The sequence below is a fragment of the Pectobacterium brasiliense genome (assembly GCF_016950255.1).
Lineage (GTDB): Bacteria > Pseudomonadota > Gammaproteobacteria > Enterobacterales > Enterobacteriaceae > Pectobacterium > Pectobacterium brasiliense.
The window spans coordinates 1,302,575-1,321,125 of sequence record NZ_JACGFN010000001.1 but is presented as its reverse complement, the minus strand read 5'-3'; the positions used below and the strand labels follow the sequence as shown (position 1 = coordinate 1,321,125).

The 18,551-nt window shown below is 49.9% G+C and carries 21 protein-coding genes; 13 read left to right on the top strand and 8 right to left on the bottom strand.

The window, feature by feature from the left end; translation table 11 throughout:
* Nucleotides 1–30 precede the first annotated feature (30 nt).
* A complete protein-coding gene (locus tag H4F65_RS06050) occupies nucleotides 31–1,317 on the bottom strand; it encodes a TetR family transcriptional regulator (protein ID WP_039320386.1) in 1,287 nt (428 codons plus the stop codon).
* 93 nt (nucleotides 1,318–1,410) lie between these two features.
* Here H4F65_RS06050 and H4F65_RS06045 point away from each other — a divergent pair, with 93 nt between their 5' ends.
* Nucleotides 1,411–2,655 (top strand): multidrug effflux MFS transporter, encoded by a 1,245-nt coding sequence (locus tag H4F65_RS06045; protein WP_010284407.1) that lies wholly within the window; start codon nucleotides 1,411–1,413, stop codon nucleotides 2,653–2,655.
* Nucleotides 2,656–2,714: 59 nt separating this feature from the next.
* On the opposite strand, the gene yghU is transcribed toward H4F65_RS06045, so the two are convergent.
* Nucleotides 2,715–3,554, bottom strand: a complete 840-nt coding sequence (gene yghU, locus H4F65_RS06040) for a glutathione-dependent disulfide-bond oxidoreductase (protein WP_010284408.1) — start codon at nucleotides 3,552–3,554, stop codon at nucleotides 2,715–2,717.
* Between the two features lie 437 nt (nucleotides 3,555–3,991).
* Between yghU and H4F65_RS06035 the strand changes: the two genes are divergently transcribed.
* Entirely contained in the window at nucleotides 3,992–4,345 is a 354-nt protein-coding gene (locus tag H4F65_RS06035; RefSeq protein WP_010284411.1) for a type II toxin-antitoxin system RelE/ParE family toxin, read from the top strand.
* Nucleotides 4,346–4,349: 4 nt separating this feature from the next.
* The gene (locus H4F65_RS06030) at nucleotides 4,350–4,652 is read left to right on the top strand and encodes a helix-turn-helix domain-containing protein (RefSeq protein ID WP_010284412.1); all 303 of its coding nucleotides are present in this window, start codon (nucleotides 4,350–4,352) and stop codon (nucleotides 4,650–4,652) included.
* Nucleotides 4,653–4,689: 37 nt separating this feature from the next.
* Here H4F65_RS06030 and H4F65_RS06025 read toward each other — a convergent pair whose 3' ends face one another.
* Entirely contained in the window at nucleotides 4,690–5,694 is a 1,005-nt protein-coding gene (locus tag H4F65_RS06025; protein WP_010284416.1) for a threonine ammonia-lyase, read from the bottom strand.
* 52 nt (nucleotides 5,695–5,746) lie between these two features.
* On the opposite strand from H4F65_RS06025, the gene H4F65_RS06020 reads away from it, so the two are divergent.
* A complete protein-coding gene (locus tag H4F65_RS06020; RefSeq protein ID WP_010284418.1) occupies nucleotides 5,747–6,085 on the top strand; it encodes an ArsR/SmtB family transcription factor in 339 nt (112 codons plus the stop codon).
* A 15-nt stretch (nucleotides 6,086–6,100) separates the two neighbouring features.
* On the opposite strand, the gene H4F65_RS06015 is transcribed toward H4F65_RS06020, so the two are convergent.
* The gene (locus H4F65_RS06015; protein ID WP_010284420.1) at nucleotides 6,101–6,493 is read right to left on the bottom strand and encodes a winged helix-turn-helix transcriptional regulator; all 393 of its coding nucleotides are present in this window, start codon (nucleotides 6,491–6,493) and stop codon (nucleotides 6,101–6,103) included.
* 89 nt (nucleotides 6,494–6,582) lie between these two features.
* Here H4F65_RS06015 and H4F65_RS06010 point away from each other — a divergent pair, with 89 nt between their 5' ends.
* Together H4F65_RS06010 and H4F65_RS06005 are read left to right on the top strand one after the other, a co-directional pair.
* Nucleotides 6,583–7,008, top strand: coding sequence for a DoxX family protein (locus H4F65_RS06010; RefSeq protein WP_010284422.1), 426 nt, complete (start codon nucleotides 6,583–6,585; stop codon nucleotides 7,006–7,008).
* Nucleotides 7,009–7,064: 56 nt separating this feature from the next.
* Nucleotides 7,065–7,700 (top strand): NAD(P)-dependent oxidoreductase, encoded by a 636-nt coding sequence (locus H4F65_RS06005; RefSeq protein ID WP_010284424.1) that lies wholly within the window; start codon nucleotides 7,065–7,067, stop codon nucleotides 7,698–7,700.
* 49 nt (nucleotides 7,701–7,749) lie between these two features.
* Here the strand turns inward: H4F65_RS06005 and H4F65_RS06000 are convergent, their stop codons facing one another.
* Complete coding sequence (locus H4F65_RS06000; RefSeq protein WP_010284426.1) at nucleotides 7,750–8,985, bottom strand: MFS transporter; 1,236 nt, start codon at nucleotides 8,983–8,985, stop codon at nucleotides 7,750–7,752.
* A gap of 66 nt (nucleotides 8,986–9,051) precedes the next feature.
* Between H4F65_RS06000 and H4F65_RS05995 the strand changes: the two genes are divergently transcribed.
* From H4F65_RS05995 to H4F65_RS05975, 5 genes are all read left to right on the top strand, one after another.
* Complete coding sequence (locus H4F65_RS05995; RefSeq protein ID WP_039320430.1) at nucleotides 9,052–9,507, top strand: helix-turn-helix domain-containing protein; 456 nt, start codon at nucleotides 9,052–9,054, stop codon at nucleotides 9,505–9,507.
* A gap of 202 nt (nucleotides 9,508–9,709) precedes the next feature.
* Nucleotides 9,710–11,146, top strand: a complete 1,437-nt coding sequence (locus H4F65_RS05990) for a glycoside hydrolase family 1 protein (protein WP_010284433.1) — start codon at nucleotides 9,710–9,712, stop codon at nucleotides 11,144–11,146.
* A 506-nt stretch (nucleotides 11,147–11,652) separates the two neighbouring features.
* Nucleotides 11,653–12,261, top strand: coding sequence for a hypothetical protein (locus H4F65_RS05985; protein WP_236146231.1), 609 nt, complete (start codon nucleotides 11,653–11,655; stop codon nucleotides 12,259–12,261).
* A 562-nt stretch (nucleotides 12,262–12,823) separates the two neighbouring features.
* Nucleotides 12,824–13,306 carry a cold-shock protein gene (locus H4F65_RS05980; RefSeq protein ID WP_010284438.1) on the top strand — a complete coding sequence of 161 codons (483 nt, stop codon included), beginning with the start codon at nucleotides 12,824–12,826 and terminating at the stop codon, nucleotides 13,304–13,306.
* A gap of 179 nt (nucleotides 13,307–13,485) precedes the next feature.
* Nucleotides 13,486–14,025, top strand: coding sequence for a DUF2058 domain-containing protein (locus H4F65_RS05975; protein ID WP_010284440.1), 540 nt, complete (start codon nucleotides 13,486–13,488; stop codon nucleotides 14,023–14,025).
* Nucleotides 14,026–14,137: 112 nt separating this feature from the next.
* On the opposite strand, the gene H4F65_RS05970 is transcribed toward H4F65_RS05975, so the two are convergent.
* Both H4F65_RS05970 and H4F65_RS05965 read right to left on the bottom strand, forming a co-directional pair.
* Nucleotides 14,138–15,169 carry a methionine synthase gene (locus tag H4F65_RS05970; RefSeq protein ID WP_010284442.1) on the bottom strand — a complete coding sequence of 344 codons (1,032 nt, stop codon included), beginning with the start codon at nucleotides 15,167–15,169 and terminating at the stop codon, nucleotides 14,138–14,140.
* Nucleotides 15,170–15,199: 30 nt separating this feature from the next.
* A complete protein-coding gene (locus H4F65_RS05965; RefSeq protein WP_010284445.1) occupies nucleotides 15,200–16,177 on the bottom strand; it encodes a DUF1852 domain-containing protein in 978 nt (325 codons plus the stop codon).
* A 452-nt stretch (nucleotides 16,178–16,629) separates the two neighbouring features.
* Between H4F65_RS05965 and H4F65_RS05960 the strand changes: the two genes are divergently transcribed.
* Complete coding sequence (locus H4F65_RS05960; protein WP_010284447.1) at nucleotides 16,630–16,875, top strand: YmjA family protein; 246 nt, start codon at nucleotides 16,630–16,632, stop codon at nucleotides 16,873–16,875.
* Between the two features lie 127 nt (nucleotides 16,876–17,002).
* On the opposite strand, the gene H4F65_RS05955 is transcribed toward H4F65_RS05960, so the two are convergent.
* Nucleotides 17,003–17,338: a gamma-glutamylcyclotransferase family protein gene (locus H4F65_RS05955; RefSeq protein WP_010284448.1), complete on the bottom strand. Its 336-nt coding sequence runs from the start codon at nucleotides 17,336–17,338 to the stop codon at nucleotides 17,003–17,005.
* A 290-nt stretch (nucleotides 17,339–17,628) separates the two neighbouring features.
* Here H4F65_RS05955 and H4F65_RS05950 point away from each other — a divergent pair, with 290 nt between their 5' ends.
* The gene (locus tag H4F65_RS05950) at nucleotides 17,629–18,519 is read left to right on the top strand and encodes an oxidoreductase (RefSeq protein ID WP_010284449.1); all 891 of its coding nucleotides are present in this window, start codon (nucleotides 17,629–17,631) and stop codon (nucleotides 18,517–18,519) included.
* Nucleotides 18,520–18,551 lie beyond the last annotated feature (32 nt).

Genomic DNA, 18,551 nt, shown 5'->3' with positions numbered 1-18,551 from the left:
AACGGCTTTCCCGTGAGAAAACCGTATGGTTTAGCGGAAGGCGTTATACAGCGCAGAAATCGACTGATAAATCAGATCGCGTGGCAGCGTGCGTTCGTGTTTTTCCAGCAGTGCACGGATGAAAAAGCCGTTCAGCAGCGTACCCAGCGGCAGCGCGGCGCTGTCGGGAGTGACGACTTTGATGATGGCGACAACGGTGTTAGACCATTCGAGCGCGATGGGGCGCAGGGAAGGGCGTGAAATGGCGGCGGTAAAGAGCTCGTACTCACGCGCCAGATCGTCGATATCTTCGATGCCGCGCATGACAAAATCGGTCAGGACATCGCGCGGGTCGTCGTGGCGACGCTGGTGAAACCAGCTAAACATATCATCGCGAAACAGCGCAATCGCACTGCTCATCACGGCATTTAGCATGTCGTCCAGGCTATTAAAATGGTAGGTCGTCGACCCTAACGGCACGTGGGCTTCACTTGCGACGGCGCGGTGCGTTAAGGCGCTGATACCGTCACGTTTGATGATGTTTGTGGCCGTTTCGACAATATGTGCCGCACGGGAATGCACCGCTTCCAATCCTGTGACGCTCGGCGTAACGCCTTTCTTTGCCAGCCAGGCGATTGCCTGTTCGGAGATCGTTTCTCCTGTGGGGATGAAAGACGTTTCTTGCTGATAAGTGGTGATGGAGGCTGACGATGTGACGCGGTGATCCGCAGTGATATATGCCGTCAGCGTACTGGCGTTATCGTCCGACTGAAACAACGATTTGGCATCATCAATCATCGTCTGCCGTTCCTCGCGATCCAGCGCCACGAAGCCCAGTCCCTGCAACAGAAAAACGCCTTCTGTGGCGAGAAACGCCAGGCGGATGCGCCGCATGGTCGGTGTAGCGTCACGTAACCGATCCAGTCGGGTGCGGTAAAATTCCCGAACGGGTTCCAGCATCGCAGGGGAGTGAACCAGAGCGGTAAGCAGACCCACCGCGCGCGATGTTGTCTCGTCTTCTTCCTGACCAATCGCTGTAATGTGGCCCAACACATCGGCGTGAGGCTGGTTGGCGTAGCGTGCGGTTTGCTGCTGTGCCTCCTGCTCAAAACGCGTGAGCTCACGCGACAGCATAGTCATGATCAATTGGTCTTTACTGGGAAAGCTGTAAACCAGTCCGCCTTTGCTAATGCTTGCTTCGGCGGCAACCGCATCTAACGTGAAACGATGCACGCCATCACGTAGCAGCACCTTTTCCGCAGCATCCAGAATCAGATCGTTTTCAATGGTTTTTTTGCGCGCCATCACATTGCCTTGTATTTTCGACTTGTCAGTCATATATTGCGCTCAGCAATACGCATCTTATCCGATTCGCACCCCCTTTGCTGTCGGTTATTCACCATTGAGTGGTCCATTTTTGAGGTGTTATCGATGTCTGATTCGTCTTTATTGGCGTCGCGCAGTTTTATTCTCATCGGCATTTTAGGCATTCTGTGTGCGTTTGATGCTATGTCGATTGATATGTATCTCCCGGCTTTCCCTGCGATCCAGCAGGATATCGGGGCGGACGCGGCGGGAATGCAGACCTCGCTGTCGGTCTTTTTGATCGGGCTGGCGCTTGGTCAACTGGTCTATGGTCCGCTGACCGATCGCTATGGTCGAAAAGGGCCGCTGCTGCTGGGCATTGTGCTGTTTTCCGCGTCTTCCTTGCTGATCGCCCATGCTTCCACGCTATCGTGGTTTGTCTTTTTCCGCCTCATGCAAGGCCTCGGGGGGGCCGCCGGATTAGTGATTCCGCGTGCCATCGTGGCGGATTTATACTCGGAGCGCGATGCTGCAAAAGTGTTCTCGCTGCTCATGCAGGTGATGGCGATAGCGCCGATTGTCGCGCCGCCGTTGGGCAGCCTGCTGCTTGGCTCGCTGGGGTGGTCAGCCATTTTCTGGGTACTGACGGTTGTCGGCATGCTGATGTTGTTTGCCACCTGGCGCTGGGTACCGGAAAGCCTGCCGCGGCGTGACCGCGTCGCCGGCGGCACGTTGTCAGCGTTAACCGGCTTTGCCGCACTATTACGGCAGAGAAAATTCATGGGCTATACGCTGTCCGGTTCTTTTGTGATGGGTGGCCTGTTTACCTATATTGGCGCGTCTGCCTTCATCTTTATTGAATACTTTCACCTGTCGCCCACGACGTACAGCTACATTTTTGCGTCGAATGCGCTGGGCATGGTGGCGCTGGGACAAATTAATATCTTTCTGCTGAATCGCTGGCGTGAATATCAAATCTTGCCTGTCGGAATTGCCTTGCATGTCGCGGGAGGGCTGGTGCTATCCGGTGTGCTGCTGGCTGGCATTGCATCGCTGTGGGTTGTCACTGCATTGTTATTCCTGACCATGAGCTTCCTGAGTCTGGTATTCGGCAATGTGGTGGCGGTGGCGATGAATGCGGCACCGGGTCAGACCGGTTCGGCTTCCTCGCTGCTCGGCGTATTGCAGTATGTTTTTGGCGGGGTAGCTGGCGTGATTATGGGGTTTATACATGACGGCACGCTGCTTCCGCCGGTGATGCTATTAACCGTCTGTGCGATAGGCGCACTGCTGAGCGGGTGGTATGCCTCACGGCAGGCGGGTGTCGATAGTATGGAAGAAACATTGACCGATAGTCGCGCGCCGGAATAGAGAAGGGCGCTGAAGACAAAGTAGAATGCCGCCTGCATTGATCGGCAGGCGGCAGAAGATTAATCCAGATCGGATGCCTGATGGCGTTCGGCGACCTGCTCAGACTCTTCACCCCAGGTGCGGTTGACCTTGCGGCCACGGATCACCGCTGGACGGGCGGCAATCTCGTCAGCCCAACGAATCACATGCTCATATTCGTGTACAGACAGGAACTCTCCGGCAGAGTAAAGCGCGTTTTGTACCAGCCCGCCGTACCACGGCCAAACCGCAATGTCGGCAATCGTATAGCTGTCGCCGGCCAGATAGCGATTCTCTGCCAGTTGGCGGTTGAGCACATCCAACTGACGTTTGGTTTCCATCGTGAAACGGTTGATTGGATATTCGAATTTTTCCGGCGCGTAGGCGTAGAAATGGCCGAATCCACCGCCAACGTAAGGGGCGGAACCCATCTGCCAAAAGAGCCAGTTCAGGGTTTCCGTGCGCGTGGCGAGGTCGTTTGGCAGCAGCGCACCAAATTTCTCTGCCAGGTACACCAGAATGGAACCGGACTCAAACACGCGAATCGGTTTCTCGCCGCTTTGGTCAAGCAGCGCCGGGATTTTGGAGTTCGGATTGACGTCGACAAACCCGCTGGAGAATTGATCGCCATCGCCTATCTTAATCAGCCAGGCATCGTACTCGGCACCTGAATGGCCCAGTGCCAGCAGCTCTTCCAGCATGATCGTCACTTTCACGCCGTTCGGCGTTGCCAGCGAATAAAGCTGAAGCGGATGTTTGCCAACGGGCAGTGCTTTTTCGTGCGTTGGGCCAGCTATCGGACGATTAATATTGGCAAAAGCACCGCCGGAAGAGGCTGGTTGCCAGACTTTTGGCGGCACATACGTTGGGGAGGTAGCCATTCAAAAACTCCTTATGCATGAAAAGAGAGCGAGTTAAGTCAATACCATAACAAACTCACACAGCTCGCTGATACCGTTCCGTTCTATCTCTTATTCATATTGATATAACGAAAGACTCGCATATTGCTGAGAGGGCTGATCACTATGCGGATCGTCGTCAGAATTGACTCGCTGGTGGTAAAGCGTTAGCGCAAAAGACGCAGAGTTTTAGCGGATGGTATCGCCATATCGACTCAATCTACATACCACGGCCCACATATCACGGCATTATGCGACCTTGTTCGCATGAGGCAGCATGTCATTTCACTTGCATCGTAAATCTGGAATGCCGCTTCGGCTTCTTTAGTTATGTCGGTGCATGTCGTTTTATACCACGTCATTATTCACATTATTGCTTTTAACCTATATAGCATTTGAGCTATATTAGAGGTAGCCCTGTGTGGAAAATTGAAACGACGGACGTGTTTGATAGCTGGTTCAGCACATTAAACGATAGGGATCGCGCATATGTGCTTGCAGCACTTATCGTGTTACGGGAAAAAGGCCCAATGCTATCCAGGCCTTATGCTGATACGGTAAAAGGCTCCCGGTATAGCAACATGAAAGAATTACGTATTCAGAGCGGAGGGATGCCAATCCGGGCATTTTTTGCTTTCGATCCACATCGCACGGGGATCCTCCTCTGTGCGGGGAATAAGTCCGGCAATGAAAAGCGCTTTTATGATGAGATGATTCCGCTTGCCGATCGGGAGTTCACAACGTATCTGAAAAAATCAGAGAAGAAGGGGTAATGCTATGGGCAGAACGCTGGAACAGCTTCTTGCGGATGAAAAACCAGACGTCGTCGTTGAGGCTCACGCTATAGCGGCAGACATGTTACTCAATATTCATCTCGCCGAACTGCGTGAGAGGGTGCAAAAAACGCAAGTGGAAATGGCGCAGGTGCTTGGATTAAAGCAACCGACCATTGCGGGAATGGAGAAGCCCGGTCGCGATTTGAAACTTTCCACACTCAAACGCTATGTTGAGGCGACCGGCAGTAAACTACGCCTTGATGTTGAACTGCCGGACGGTTCTCACTACGGGTTCACGCTGTAACGTCTCATTCCGTATTGCCGAAAAGACGATGTTTGTCCTATTTGTCCGTACGGGGTTTCGCGTCATTAAGTAGCGTGAGATAGCGTTGGCTTGAGATGTTCCTGCCGGTGATGACGCAGACGGTTTTGCGTCCGCCAATCTCTTTCGCGTAGCGAAGGGCTCCCGCGACAGCGGGCACCCCTGAAGGCTCGACGACATGGCGATACAGATCGAGCATTGATAGCATCGCGGCTTTGATTTCGTCTTCAGAGACGGTGAGCACACGATCGACGCGATCGCGAACCAGCGGCCAGGTCATCGCGCTGGGCTCTATATAGCCACTCACGCCCTCGGCGATGGAGGGAGCCAGATCGACGGGAATCGCTTCACCCGCTTCTTTCCAGCGGGCGAACGTTGGGCTCGCTTCACTTTGTATCCCCCATACTTCGATAGCTGGATTGATTGCTTTGGCCGCTGTCGCAATTCCTGAGATGAGCCCGCCGCCGCCGATGTTCACCAGGATGATCTCTGCATCCATCCAGTCTTCCATGATTTCAAGACCGACAGTGCCACCGCCTGCAATCATATGCGGGTTGTCGTAGGCAGAAACGAAGGTGGCACCTGACTGCTGCGCAGCGGCGATAGCTGCCTGCCTCGCTTCTTCGATATCATCAAAGAACGTAATACGTGCGCCACAGCCTTTCATGGCTGCGACCTTCATTGGATCTGCCGCGCGTGGCAAAAAGATGGTTACGGGGATGCCTGCGACCTGCCCGGCATAGGCGAGTCCTAATCCATGATTTCCTGCTGTGGGGGCAATAACGCCAGCACGGCGCTGTTCTGCATCCAGATTGGCAAGAACGTTTGCCGCACCACGCAGCTTAAAGCTACCGGTCTGCTGGAGGTTTTCCATTTTGAGTCGGATTTCGGCACCGACAAGGGCGGATAGCGATGACGAAGGATCCAGCGGTGTCCTGTTTATTGTTCCCTTGATTTGCTGAGCGGCGGCGTAAATATCTTTCAACGTTACAGAGTCGGTTGCCCTTTGGTGTTCGCTTGTCATAGTATTTCCCTATCAACTGTATATGGAAATGACTATATAGGTATTTGGCTATATGAACAAGCATGTGGCGACAACGGCCGATTTGCTGCGAGCGCTCGGCAATGAGCAACGACTCATCATTCTGGAATGGCTGGCCGATCCCCGCGCGCACTTCCCGGAACAGCAGGACGGGGATCTGGTTAACGATGGGGTCTGTGTCGGTTTTATCACCGAGAAGATCGGCCTGAGCCAGCCAACCGTCACCGGTCATCTTCAATATCTTGCGAAAGCCGGGATTGTCACATCGAAGCGCATCAAAAACTGGGTGTTCTACAAGCTCGTCCCTGAGCGTTTAGAGGAGGCGACCTCGGTATTGTCTGAGCTTGCAAAGGTCGCCTCTCGCCAGCAGTAAGGGGTGCTCAAGGTATTACTTTACCTGCGATTTTGGCCTGGCTGTGCGTCCCCGCACAGCAGATTTGACGGGCACCGTTTGGCCGTACTCCATCCACCATGCGGTTAACGCCTGCATTGTCGGTCCAAGCCCCCGAGCCTTATCCGTAATTTCATACTCGACGCGTGGAGGGACTTCCGCGAAAACAGTGCGAGATACTAGACCGTCCGTTTCCAGCTCGCGCAGTTGAGCCGTCAGCATGTGTTGCGTAATGCCAGGTATCGCTTTTCGGAGCTCTCCAAAGCGATAAATCCGCTGATTGAGCAGCCACATAATTTCTAGCTTCCACTTGCCTGCCAGCAGCCCAAATGCCCGGCGCATTTCCTCGTGCATGTTGATCTCAGGATCGCCATTAGTCTTATTTTCCATACTAACTATCACTATTTCATCCTACTTGCGGTGATTCATGTTAGCAGACATTCTGCACCAACATTGAAAGATACCTTTGCGGAAACACTATGCAAGCACACTACATTTACTGGATCAGTACCGCATTGTTGTCACTGCTGTATATCGCCTCAGCGACGATATACATCACCAAAAAGGAGTGGGTCCACCAGACGATAATTAACTTTGGTTATCCCGGCTATCTTGTGCCGATCCTCACCGCAGTGAAGCTCCTTGCTGTCGCGGCCATCCTCTCCCGTATTAGCGTGCCGCTCAGCGATCTGGTCTATGCGGGCATGTTTTTTCATCTGCTTCTTTCGGCTATTGCGCACATTGGCGTTCGTAAGCCTAGCGGTGCCTTACCGGCAGGGCTAGGGCTCGTATTTTTGATCGCTTCCTTTGCTACCCAAAATGCAGCGCGTGACACCCTTTCGCCTTATGGCGATATCGTCACAGAGCACCATCTGGCGAGTTGCGGTAAGGAGAGTACGTACTGACCTGAAGTTTCGTTCTTTTTGGCCTTTCACATTTTATCAATATATAAGGGAACAACATGAAAGTGACACTGTTTGGTGCGACGGGGAAAACAGGGCGTTATTTGATTTCCGAGGGCCTTAAGCGCGGACTAGAACTGACGGTGTTTGCGCGTACAGGTTCTTTATTTGACGATCCAAACGTCCGTGTTATTCGCGGTGAATTAACTGACAAAGAAGCGCTGAAAGATGCGATTCAAGGAGCAGATGCGGTGCTGTCCGCGCTTGGCCCAACCGCGTTGAAGCACCCTAAAACGTTACCGATTACCCGAGCGATGCAGTCAATCATTGCGGTGATGAAACAGGAGAATGTCACCCGTCTGATTGCGATATCGACCGGAACAGCGACTGACCCAGACGACGGTTCGGACTGGAAAATTCGGATTCCTGCATGGTTGATCAAAATAATGATGGCGAGCGCTTATCAGGACATTATTGCTCTCGCAAAAACAATCCGTGCCTCGGAATTAGATTGGACGTTGGTCCGCGTCGCCTTTCTTAATAACCATCCCACATCGAGTCACCTTAATGTGGGGCTTTATGGTAAGACCAAACACACCATGACGTTATCCCGTGAAGCATTAGCTACGTTTATGTTCGATCAATTACTGGATGATCAATTCATAAACATGGCACCGGGAATTAGCACGAAATGAAATACGTCTAGATTAGTGTGTGCGTGTGACCTGAAAACAGACCCACAGATTATTGAGTAATCCGCTTCCAGATTGGCAAATGGGTGAAGGCAAGGACGACAACCACCATACCGCCAGCCAGAAAGAAGGTCAGTTGCATGCCATGTGCGAGGGAAGTGGGGGCGGCATGGGCAAAATCTTCCGTACCGACACCCAAAGCGAAAATCTGTCCCATAAGCGATGCTCCGACGATCAGCCCAATATTGCGCGACAGGTTAAGCAGGCCAGAGACCGTACCGCGCTGATTTCCTGGAACCTCGGCAAGGGTGGCGGTGTTGTTTGCCGCCTGAAAGAGCTGGTAGCCTGGCGTCAGGACAATAATGGCAAGGATATAACCCGTGACGCCAAGCATTGTTGGCAAGATTGCTAGCATAAAGGTGCCAGCAATCACGAGAGAAAGTCCGGCGATCAGTGCCCGTCTAAATCCCCAGGTATCGACCAGCCGCCCTGACGGAATTCCGCTAAAGGTCGCAACGGCAGGGCCAATGGCCATCACCAGTCCCACCAACGTTTCCTTCAGTCCAAGACCCAGACCAAGGTAGTAAGGTCCGACGATTAACGTCGTCATAATAATGGCGGTGACGGCGGCATTGATCGTGAGGTTCGGCAACAGCGTCGTGTTCTGTAGCTGCAATCCCCCTGATAACACAGCCTTTTCCTTCACCGGCGTGGCTGGCAGTAGGGTAAAAGCCATGAACAACACGATCGTGACCAGCGGGATCTGTATCCAGAACAGGCTACGCCATCCTGCTATCGCAAGCAGGAAGCCGCCGACAGAAGGGCCAAGTGCGGTACCCAGTGCAGATACCGTTCCCAATATCCCCATCGCTCGCCCGACATGCTTCTCACCGGCTGTTTGCCTCAGCAGTGCCATGCCGAGCGTCATCAGGAAGGCTGCGCCGATCCCCTGAAATGCTCTTGCCGCGATAAGTTGCCACAGCTGGGGGGCAATGGCGCACAGCAGCGACGCGATGGCGAAGAGTCCAAGACCTGTAATGAAAACGGGTTTCAGCCCATAGCGATCGCCAAGGCGACCCGCGATCACAACCGAAAGCGCCATGGCTGCAAGATAGGCGATGACAACGGCCTGCACCTGCGCGAAGAGCGCAGAAAATGCCTCTGTCAGTGTCGGTAGGGCAATATTGGCAATGCTTGTTCCCAGTGAGGCCGACAGTATTGCGAGTGCCAGTGTGATAGTGACCCCCGATTTGGCGTGCTCTGGTTCGCCCGGTGGGTTAATTGTCATTTTTTATCCTTGTCAGAATGTGGGTTCCAGAGCATGCTACAAGTTAAAGTCGACTTGAGGTCAAGCATGAAATTTCTGGATATAGGCGAAATCGCGGAGAAGAGTGGAATCAAGCCTTCGGCGCTGCGTTATTACGAGGAAATTGGGCTAATTGCTTCGGTGTCCCGCCATGGGCTTCGGCGGCAGTTTCCTGCCGACGTGCTGCTGCAACTCAGGTTGATTACGATGGGGAAATCCGCGGGGTTCTCATTGCAAGAAATCGCTGGCATGTTTAACAAGGATGGGATGCCGGACTTGCCCCGCACTGCGCTGCATCAGAAGGCCGACGACATCGATCGGCAAATCCATGAATTGACGATATTGCGCGACACGTTGCGGCACGTTGCCGACTGTTCTGCGCCATCGCATATGGAGTGTCCGACGTTCAGGAAACTCGTGGAGACCACGCATCGAAAGAGCCAGATGCGCGATAAAACGAGCAAGTCAGCCACGCGAAAAGCGCCTCAGAAAACGAAAAAATAACGCTGTCCGGGGCGGGGGGGCTACGCCGCCAGACCCGCTTGTACCGGATATGCAACCGGTTCCTTATTTCTGTTCATACCCTCTCTTTTCCTCTAGAATTTCCGCCATTCGGGTCGTGTTGAATCAAAGCAACGTCAGGCAGAACCACGACATTAAAGAATCACCATCGATAAATAATCAGCATTGATAAAGGATAAGTGCCATGAGCGAAAGATTTCCGCACGGCTTTATGTGGGGCGGGGCCACCGCAGCGAATCAGGTCGAAGGAGCCTACAATATCGACGGCAAAGGGTTGTCGATTGTGGATGCCATTCCCGGCGGTAAAGCGCGTTTAAATATCGTGGCTTCCGACGCATTTGACTTCACGCTCGATGAACAGTGCTACACCTATCCTAACCATAAAGGCATCGATCACTATCATCGCTTCCGTGAAGATATTGCGCTGTTTGCCGAGATGGGCTTCAAATGCTATCGCTTTTCCATTGCCTGGACGCGCATCTACCCGAACGGCGTTGAGCAGCAGCCCAACGAAGCGGGGCTGAGTCATTACGAACAGGTGATTGATACCTGCATTGCCCACGGCATTGAGCCCGTGATTACGATCTCTCACTACGAGATGCCGCTGCACCTTGCCACCGTCTTTGGCGGCTGGAAAAACCGTGAGTTAATCGGTCACTTCGAGCGCTTTGCCCGCACGGTGCTGGAGCGCTTCGGCCACAAGGTGAAGTACTGGATGACCTTTAACGAGATCAACAGCGCTGCCCACTTCCCGATCATGAGTCAGGGGCTGACGGTACAAACCGGCGCGCTGGATCCACAGGCGAAATTCCAGGCGTGGCATAACCAGTTTGTCGCCAGCAGTCTGGCGGTGAAAATTGCGCATGAGACTAATCCGCAGATCCAGATCGGCTGCATGATCCTGTTTGCCACTAACTACGCCTATGACTGTAACCCCATCAATCAGTTGGCGGCGCTGAAAGAGACGCAGTCATTTAACTTTTACTGTGCGGACGTGCAGGCGGGCGGGAAATATCCCTACTACGCGAAAAGCCTGTGGCAGTCGCTGGGCGTCACGCTGGATATTCAACCGGGAGATCTGGAGCTGATTAAGCAGCACACCGTCGACTATATCGGCTTCAGTTATTACATGTCTTCCACCACCTACAAAACTGATCCGGATGCGGCAGCAGCCCACGGCAACCTGCTGGGTGGGGCGCGTAATCCGTTTCTGGAAGCCAGCGAGTGGGGTTGGGAAATTGATCCGGTGGGGCTGCGAATTGCGCTCAACCAATTGTATGACCGCTACGAAAAACCGCTATTTATTGTCGAAAACGGTCTGGGTGCGGTGGATAAGCCGAATGAAGAGCACTACATCGCCGATGACTATCGCATCAACTATCTGCGTCAGCACATCGAAGCGATGGCTGACGCGATTGCCGACGGCGTTGAGCTGATGGGATATACCCCGTGGGGCTGCATCGATCTGGTCAGCATGTCTACCGGCGAGATGAGCAAACGCTACGGCTTTATCTATGTCGAACTGGATGACACGATTTCCGGCAGCGGCAATCGCTATAAGAAGAAATCGTTCCACTGGTATAAGAAAGTGATTGCTACTAACGGTGGTGATGTCAGTTAAATAGCCTTGGCACGTTGTTTTGCATTCATTTGTGGATCGTGGCATTGATATTTTATAGCCACGTATGTCCTCAATGTGAGGGCGTCCTATGCCTCTGTAATCGTGATAATAGTGTTAAAGCCACGCTCACTGAGGCATAAAACTATTTTTGTAGTACTGCAATTGCCGCATTACGTGGCACTTTCTGCTACTGGTGACTGTTCGTTTCCTTCGTTTGGTGCAGTAACAAAGCTATATACGATTGCGGACTATGCCGAAAAGGTGAATGTGCTTGCAATTGGGGAAGAAAAATCATTGCAGTATATAGCCTAAATCAAAAATAGAATGAATAGCTGTTCAACCATTCACTATGCATAGATTAGAGTATCATCTCATTCGGAGATACTTCCCTCTGATATATTATGTTTCAAAAAAGAAGGTGCTGATGGGGAACACGGGTTTGGTCCCGATAGAGAAAGGCAGTGTGATGAGCAGGATAGCATTAATTTTAAACAGGAGTATTTCAATTGAAATTTTTGATGGGATTAGTTGGGGTTTTATTATTAACAGGTTGCTCAACACTTTCTACAGTGCGCGACTATAATAGAAGCTTAACGGATTATTCAGGGAACAAAAAATCTGGAATTGCATTTAATATTGGCTTTAATCAAGTTAGGGTCTATCCAGAAACCAAAGATTGTATTGATTTATATTCAAAAAATAATGGTTTTGTACCGCGAGTTATTTTTGGCGGAAGTTCGTTTTCTGACAGTAAAAAAATAGGTGTTCCTGAAGCTGAAGGAATGGGAAAAGGTAGTCAGGAGTTCTGGGTCAGTGCTAATGATAATCTTGCTATAAGAGTAATCTACACTGGGGAAACAGGTAGTAAAAACTTCTTTTCACCTAAAGCAACTGTGTCTGAGAGCGTAATTACTTTTAAACCTCAATCCGGTGCATTCTATTATGTTACGGTTGACTTTGAAAATCAGAATCTTGAAACAGGAAAATATCTTAGGATTTATCAGATTATTGACGACAGTATAGGGAAGAAAAAGCTTAAGCATGTGGAAATCTTAGATGTAAAAAACTGTTTGGGACAACAACCCTGGTATACGAAAGGTGCGGCTGTGATTTAGTCACCTTTTTTTGATGATAATACAGGCGTGTCGTTGAATAAATGGCATGCCTTCGTACCTGCCAATCGAACAATACTATGAAAAGTAAAAGATTATCCAGCATTTTCTGAGTATGTGATGGTGTCATGCCAAGGCAATGTATTGTAATGGGAAAAATACTTAAATTTCCTTAAGTAGGATTTCTAAATTTATATCTGGTTGAGATTATTTATCTTATCTGCTTGAATCGCAAAGATCTAAATCGTTTACTTCACACCTATCTTGGTGGCTTTAGACTCGAAGCTATTGAAAAAATAGCCCTCTTAGAAAGAGGTATCTAACTTACAGTTGTAGTAGCAATCAAGGGTTCCTTGCCACTTTTTTTGGTGTTGAAGCAAGGGTTTCTGACAGTCGCATGCCAAAGTGCTCATTACTAACCGAGCGTTGTGTCAAATTTTGGATGCTCCCTGGCTGAGCAGACATTTATCATCAAAACTTAACCCAAAGACGTAGTCTGCGCAGGCATTGTGTTTTACACTGCGCGCTGCAAAAACTGAGCAGATAAACGATTAAGTAGGCGACAATGGCGATGAACGGAACGATCACAACCTGGTTTAAAGATAAAGGTTTTGGATTTATCAAAGATGAAAACGGCGATAACCGTTATTTTCATGTGATTAAGGTCGCCAATCCTGATCTGATTAAGAAAGATGCGGAGGTCACTTTCGAACCCACCACGAATAACAAGGGGTTGTCAGCTTATGCTGTGAAAGTGGTGCCGGAAAGCAAATACATCTATATCGCGGGTGAGCGCCTTAAGCTTACGTCGATCAAGTCTTATCTGGTTTACAGCGAAGAAGTGCCCGCCGACACTGGCATTGATAAAGAAAATGTGGTGCTGTCTGTGGGGATCCTGATGAATAGTATCAGGCCGAAATCAACCGCTAAGCCGGGTGAAATGCGCTCGCTGAAAAAACTGGCGATCACCACCTTCCAGGGAACGACGTTAATCTTCTCGGAAGATGAGATAGACATCGATGCCACGGCGAAACTGCTCAAGGTCTGACATCATTCGGACTGTTCCTGTGCCGAAATCTCTGCGCCATTCATAAGCAGAATTTCGGCATTGTTTCTGCTAGCCCCCTCCAAACTCACCCCACACCGCGATCGGATCCTGCAACCTGGTGCAGCCTCAAAAATTACAGGTATAATCCCACATATTATTCAACGGGTTTAGGAACGAAGATGACAAAGCTCACCTTACAAGAGCAGATGCTAAAAGCGGGATTAGTGACCAGCAAAAAAATGGCCAAAGTCCAAAGAACGGCGAAGAAATCACGCGTTCAGGCTCGTGAAGCAAGAGAGGCTGTGGAAGAAAATAAAAAAGCACAGCTTGAGCGTGATAAACAGCTAAGCGAACAACAAAAACAAGCTGCTTTATCTAAAGAGTATAAAGCTCAGGTGAAGCAGCTTATTGAAATGAACAGGATCAATATTGCAAAAGGCGATATTGGTTTTAACTTCACAGATAATAATTTAATTAAAAAAATAACGGTGGATAAGCTGACTCAGGCTCAGCTGATTAGCGGTCGCCTCGCCATTGCTCGTTTGGTGATTGATAGCAGCGGTGAGAACGAATACGCAATTATTCCCGCGATCGTAGCCGATAAAATTGCGCAGCGAGATGCGAGTAGTATTGTATTAAATAGTGCGCTGAGTCAGGAAGAGCAAGACGAAGACGATCCGTACGCTGATTTTAAAGTGCCTGATGATTTAATGTGGTAATTAACGTTTTGCCGATGCGTATATAGATGAAAAGCCCTTACGGGCTTTTCATTAAGGCTTATGTATCACTCAACTCGGGCTGAACCTGCTTCAAGCGATCTATATGGCGACGTTATTTAGCCAAGAGTTCTTTTCGGACGATTGCCGCGCCGGCACTTAACGCATTGAGTTTGCCTCTTGCGATGCGACGAGATAAAGGGGTCATGCCACAGTTGGTGGACGGATAGAGTTTGTCAGCATCCACAAACTGAAGGGCTTTTCGTAACGTATCAGCGACTTCCTCTGGCGTCTCAATGGTATTGGTTGCCACGTCAATGGCACCTACCATCACTTTTTTACCGCGAATGAGTTCAATAAGATCCATTGGAACACGAGAGTTCTGACATTCCAGTGAAATGATATCGATAGCCGATTTTTGCAGTTTAGGGAAAATTTCTTCATATTGACGCCACTCGGACCCCAGCGTCTTTTTCCAATCGGTATTAGCTTTGATGCCATAGCCATAGCAAATATGTACCGCAGTTTCACATTTAAGCCCTTCAACGGCTCGTTCTAAAGCGGCAATTCCCCAATCATTCACCTCATCAAAAAACACATTAAAGGCGGGTTCATCAAATTGAATAATGTCGACACCCGCAGCCTCTAACTCTTTGGCTTCTTGATTAAGAATTTTGGCGAATTCCCAGGCGAGTTTTTCGCGACTTTTATAGTGGCTATCATAGAGCGTATCGATCATCGTCATTGGGCCAGGCAGTGCCCATTTAATGGGTTGCGTGGTTTGCTGACGTAAAAATTTGGCGTCTTCAACAAAAACGGGCTTCTGGCGAACCACCGCACCAATGACTGTCGGTACACTCGCGTCATAGCGATTACGAATTTTAACGATCTCACGTTTCTCGAAATCAACACCGCTGAGATGCTCAATAAACGTCGTGACAAAATGTTGGCGCGTTTGCTCACCATCGCTGACAATATCAATGCCTGCCTGTTGCTGATCCGCCAGACTCAAACGCAACGCATCTTGTTTGCCCTCAATCAGTTCCTCGCCTTGCAATTTCCAAGGGGACCAAAGTGTCTCAGGCTGCGCCAGCCAAGAAGGTTTCGGTAAGCTGCCAGCAGTGGAGGTGGGTAATAATATTTTCATAATAATCGGTGACCTTGTGTGTTTGGTTAATCAAAGAACGTAATTAGCAGACCATTGCTCAAGAATAGCTTGGTATGGTTTGATGAAGTTTTTCTCAGTAAACTTTCCCTGCTCGATAGCCAACAGGCTACGTTCTTCTCTATCGTAAACAATTTGAGTGAATGAATGATCCTGATGATTCAGGCTTGGCTGATAGCATTGGCCTGCCGGAGAATTGGCATTGTAAATCTCAGGTCGGTAAATCTTTTGAAAAGTCTCCATCGTGGCGATGGTGCTGATCAGCTCAAGATTCGTGTAATCACTCAGTAAGTCACCAGAAAAATAGAAAGCTAAAGGCGCGACGCTATTTGGCGGCATAAAATAGCGAGCCTGCAATCCCATTTTATGGAAGTATTGATCGGTCAATGAATATTCATCTTGCTGATATTCGACGCCTAATACAGGGTGCTGATTGCCAGTCCGATGATAGGTGTTTTTACTTGAAACACTCAGGCAGATAACTGGCGATTTACTAAAGTTCTCTTTGTAACAATCTGAATTTACGAAGCATTTAAATAGATTGCCATGCAGATCGCCAAAGTTATCGGGGGTGCTAAATCCGGGGTGATTCTTATTATGATCTGACAGCAAGACGCTAAAATCATAATCTCGCACGTAGGAGGAGAAGTTATTTCCTACAATGCCTTCAATGCGCTCGTTAGTTTTTTTATCAACAATATTGGTTTTCAGTATTTCAATAACGGGGAAGCTGTCGCCATTGCCTTCTATATCAACCTCAACGGAAATGATATCAAGTTCGACAGAATAGCGATCCCCTTTGGGGTTATCCCAACTCGCCAGGGAATTGAAACGATTGTCAATCATCGTTAAGGCGTTGCGCAAGTTCTCTTGGCGGTTTTTTCCTCTCGCCAGATTCGCAAAGTTGGTCGTGATACGCGTGTTTTCGGAGGGGTTATAATTTTCATCGAAACACGTGTTCTTAATCGTAAAGGCAAAATTCTTATTCATCGCGGTCTTGCATCCTAATTCTTGATATAAAACCTGAATTTATTGCTTGTTTTTCCAAGGTTTTCAGGTCTTATAATTTTGCAGGTTTCATATTGTCTATAATACTGCACAATTTATGCCAGAGTCATTGAGTGAGTAAAAGTGATTTAATTTCAATAGACATGAGCCATCTTCATGACCTGGTGTACGGTGCGAATTGGTGCTGTTGCGGTATCCCTTATAAAGCTATATTTAAATTTATAATTCAATTAGTTAGTTTCGATTGACTGCATAACCTTATGGTAAGGCTAAAACGAAAAGCTCACCCTGCCTTTCGCGCCTAAGAGGCTAAAACGGTCCTCGTTTAGTTCCTTGTCCCACACGGATGACAGAAAAATGACATAAGAATGGTATTATTCAGGTCAGATGATGCAGGCATCAACGGCATAGACCTTAACCCTTGGGGACGACTGATGAACAATGAAATACCGCTTAAATTTTATGACATCACGGATGAGTATGCGACGGAATCTGAAAAGCCGGTGAGCGAGTCAGAACGTGACGCTCTGGCGCATTATTTCCAACTGCTGATCACCCGCTTAATGAATAACGAAGAGATCAGTGAAGAGGCGCAGAAAGAGATGGCCAGTGAAGCTGGGATCGACGCGTTTCGTATTGATGAGATCGCGACGTTCCTGAATCAATGGGGCAATGAATAACGCTTGTTAAGGGCGTTTGGAAACAAGCAACATTGAGGTTGTGATGGTCGCGTCCCGCTTAGGTAGCCGTAAGCGGGATTTTTCAATTTGGCTGGGGCAGGGCGATGGGGGTATTTGATTTGTAACGCTACTGGCCTGTCTGTGGCTGCAACTGATAAACCCATGCCGTAACCTGCTGGTTTTCCGCTGTAGTAACCATAACCTCAACGCGATCGTAACCCTCTTCAAACTCATCCAGCATTGGCCAGTGCGCTTCAAGATTGTCAGATAAAAATAGATAACCGCTGACGCGCGGCCCGTGATCGTCCAATACGAGCCCTGGGAACCCCTCGGCAGCGCCCCAGCCACTCTCATAAAATGTGCCAGCCACATCACCCGGCAGCCATTCTCCACCGATGTTTTCCAGAATATAGGCATTTTCGTGGCCTGGGCGCAGCGTCCCGTAGACAAACAAGCGTTCCATTTTCCCTCGTCAATCAAAGTAATGAATACCCAACGGGTGAAGAATAGTGCTCACGTTAGGGCTTAACAAAGCGCTTCGCAACAGGATCTTCACCGCTGATGAGCGGGTGCGGAGCGAATCGTGTTTTCCGCATAGCGATCTTTTCAGAGGCATGTGGTCAGGATGTCGGAAGATCTCTAAAAGTGAATGATGCTATTTACCGAGATCGATAACGCGGAGAAAATGCGGGTGTGCCCGGTGATTGCCGTCGGCACACTGATGATGGGTTAATCAAATCAGGAGAACACAAGATGTCAGATCATCCCACTATTGCTCTTCTTGGGCCGGGGGCAATCGGTACTACTATTGCCGCTGTACTGCATGACGTTAACCGTACGCCAGTCCTTTGCGGACGCACTGCGCATCCGCAATTAGTTCTGCGTCACGATGATGGTGAAATTGTGGTGCCGGGCCCGGTATTGAGCAATCCGGTGGCTATCAGCCATCCATTCGATCTGGTGTTTGTCGCGGTGAAAACCACCCAAAACGTCGACAGCGCCGAGTGGCTGAATGCGTTATGCGATGAAAATACGGTGGTCTGTGCTCTGCAAAATGGCGTCGAGCAGAAAACCCAACTTGAACCTTGGGTCAATGGCGCAACGGTGTTGCCTTCAGTGGTCTGGTTTCCGGCTCAGCGCGAGCCGGATGCTTCAGTCTGGCTGCGCGCCAAACCGCGTCTGACGCTGCCGGATGTACCGCAAGCAAAATGCGTCGCTGAGGCGCTCAGTGGTACACGCTGCGCAGTTGAGCTGTCCGCGGATTTTTTATCTGTCGCATGGCGCAAACTGTTGCAAAATGCGGTCGCAGGCTTGATGGTGCTTGCTAATCGCCGTGCCGGTATGTTCTCACGCGGCGATGTTACTGAGCTGGCTCTGGCCTATTTGCGCGAGTGTCTTGCGGTAGCTCGTGCCGAGGGGGCTGCGCTGGATGATGGGGTTGCGCAGGAAATCGTGGATAATTTTCAGCGTGCGCCTGCGGATTTAGGCACGTCAATTCTTGCAGACCGACAGGCTAACCGCCCGCTGGAATGGGATATCCGCAACGGTGTGGTACAACGTTATGGTCGTGCGCGGGGTATTCCTACGCCTATTAGCGATGTTCTGGTCCCGCTGCTGGCGGCAGGGAGCGAAGGGCCGGGTTGATTCCGTGAACGGTAGGCGTGTTTGTAAGACAA

Excerpts from the sequence above, each read along its gene's own strand:
- H4F65_RS06050 (WP_039320386.1), bottom strand. The coding sequence starts at position 1,317 with ATGACTGACAAGTCGAAAATACAAGGCAATGTGATGGCGCGCAAAAAA.
- H4F65_RS06045 (WP_010284407.1), top strand. The coding sequence starts at position 1,411 with ATGTCTGATTCGTCTTTATTGGCGTCGCGCAGTTTTATTCTCATCGGC.
- yghU (WP_010284408.1), bottom strand. The coding sequence starts at position 3,554 with ATGGCTACCTCCCCAACGTATGTGCCGCCAAAAGTCTGGCAACCAGCC.
- H4F65_RS06030 (WP_010284412.1), top strand. The coding sequence starts at position 4,350 with ATGGGCAGAACGCTGGAACAGCTTCTTGCGGATGAAAAACCAGACGTC.
- H4F65_RS06025 (WP_010284416.1), bottom strand. The coding sequence starts at position 5,694 with ATGACAAGCGAACACCAAAGGGCAACCGACTCTGTAACGTTGAAAGAT.
- H4F65_RS06020 (WP_010284418.1), top strand. The coding sequence starts at position 5,747 with ATGAACAAGCATGTGGCGACAACGGCCGATTTGCTGCGAGCGCTCGGC.
- H4F65_RS06015 (WP_010284420.1), bottom strand. The coding sequence starts at position 6,493 with ATGGAAAATAAGACTAATGGCGATCCTGAGATCAACATGCACGAGGAA.
- H4F65_RS06010 (WP_010284422.1), top strand. The coding sequence starts at position 6,583 with ATGCAAGCACACTACATTTACTGGATCAGTACCGCATTGTTGTCACTG.
- H4F65_RS06005 (WP_010284424.1), top strand. The coding sequence starts at position 7,065 with ATGAAAGTGACACTGTTTGGTGCGACGGGGAAAACAGGGCGTTATTTG.
- H4F65_RS06000 (WP_010284426.1), bottom strand. The coding sequence starts at position 8,985 with ATGACAATTAACCCACCGGGCGAACCAGAGCACGCCAAATCGGGGGTC.
- H4F65_RS05995 (WP_039320430.1), top strand. The coding sequence starts at position 9,052 with ATGAAATTTCTGGATATAGGCGAAATCGCGGAGAAGAGTGGAATCAAG.
- H4F65_RS05990 (WP_010284433.1), top strand. The coding sequence starts at position 9,710 with ATGAGCGAAAGATTTCCGCACGGCTTTATGTGGGGCGGGGCCACCGCA.
- H4F65_RS05980 (WP_010284438.1), top strand. The coding sequence starts at position 12,824 with ATGGCGATGAACGGAACGATCACAACCTGGTTTAAAGATAAAGGTTTT.
- H4F65_RS05975 (WP_010284440.1), top strand. The coding sequence starts at position 13,486 with ATGACAAAGCTCACCTTACAAGAGCAGATGCTAAAAGCGGGATTAGTG.
- H4F65_RS05970 (WP_010284442.1), bottom strand. The coding sequence starts at position 15,169 with ATGAAAATATTATTACCCACCTCCACTGCTGGCAGCTTACCGAAACCT.
- H4F65_RS05965 (WP_010284445.1), bottom strand. The coding sequence starts at position 16,177 with ATGAATAAGAATTTTGCCTTTACGATTAAGAACACGTGTTTCGATGAA.
- H4F65_RS05960 (WP_010284447.1), top strand. The coding sequence starts at position 16,630 with ATGAACAATGAAATACCGCTTAAATTTTATGACATCACGGATGAGTAT.
- H4F65_RS05955 (WP_010284448.1), bottom strand. The coding sequence starts at position 17,338 with ATGGAACGCTTGTTTGTCTACGGGACGCTGCGCCCAGGCCACGAAAAT.
- H4F65_RS05950 (WP_010284449.1), top strand. The coding sequence starts at position 17,629 with ATGTCAGATCATCCCACTATTGCTCTTCTTGGGCCGGGGGCAATCGGT.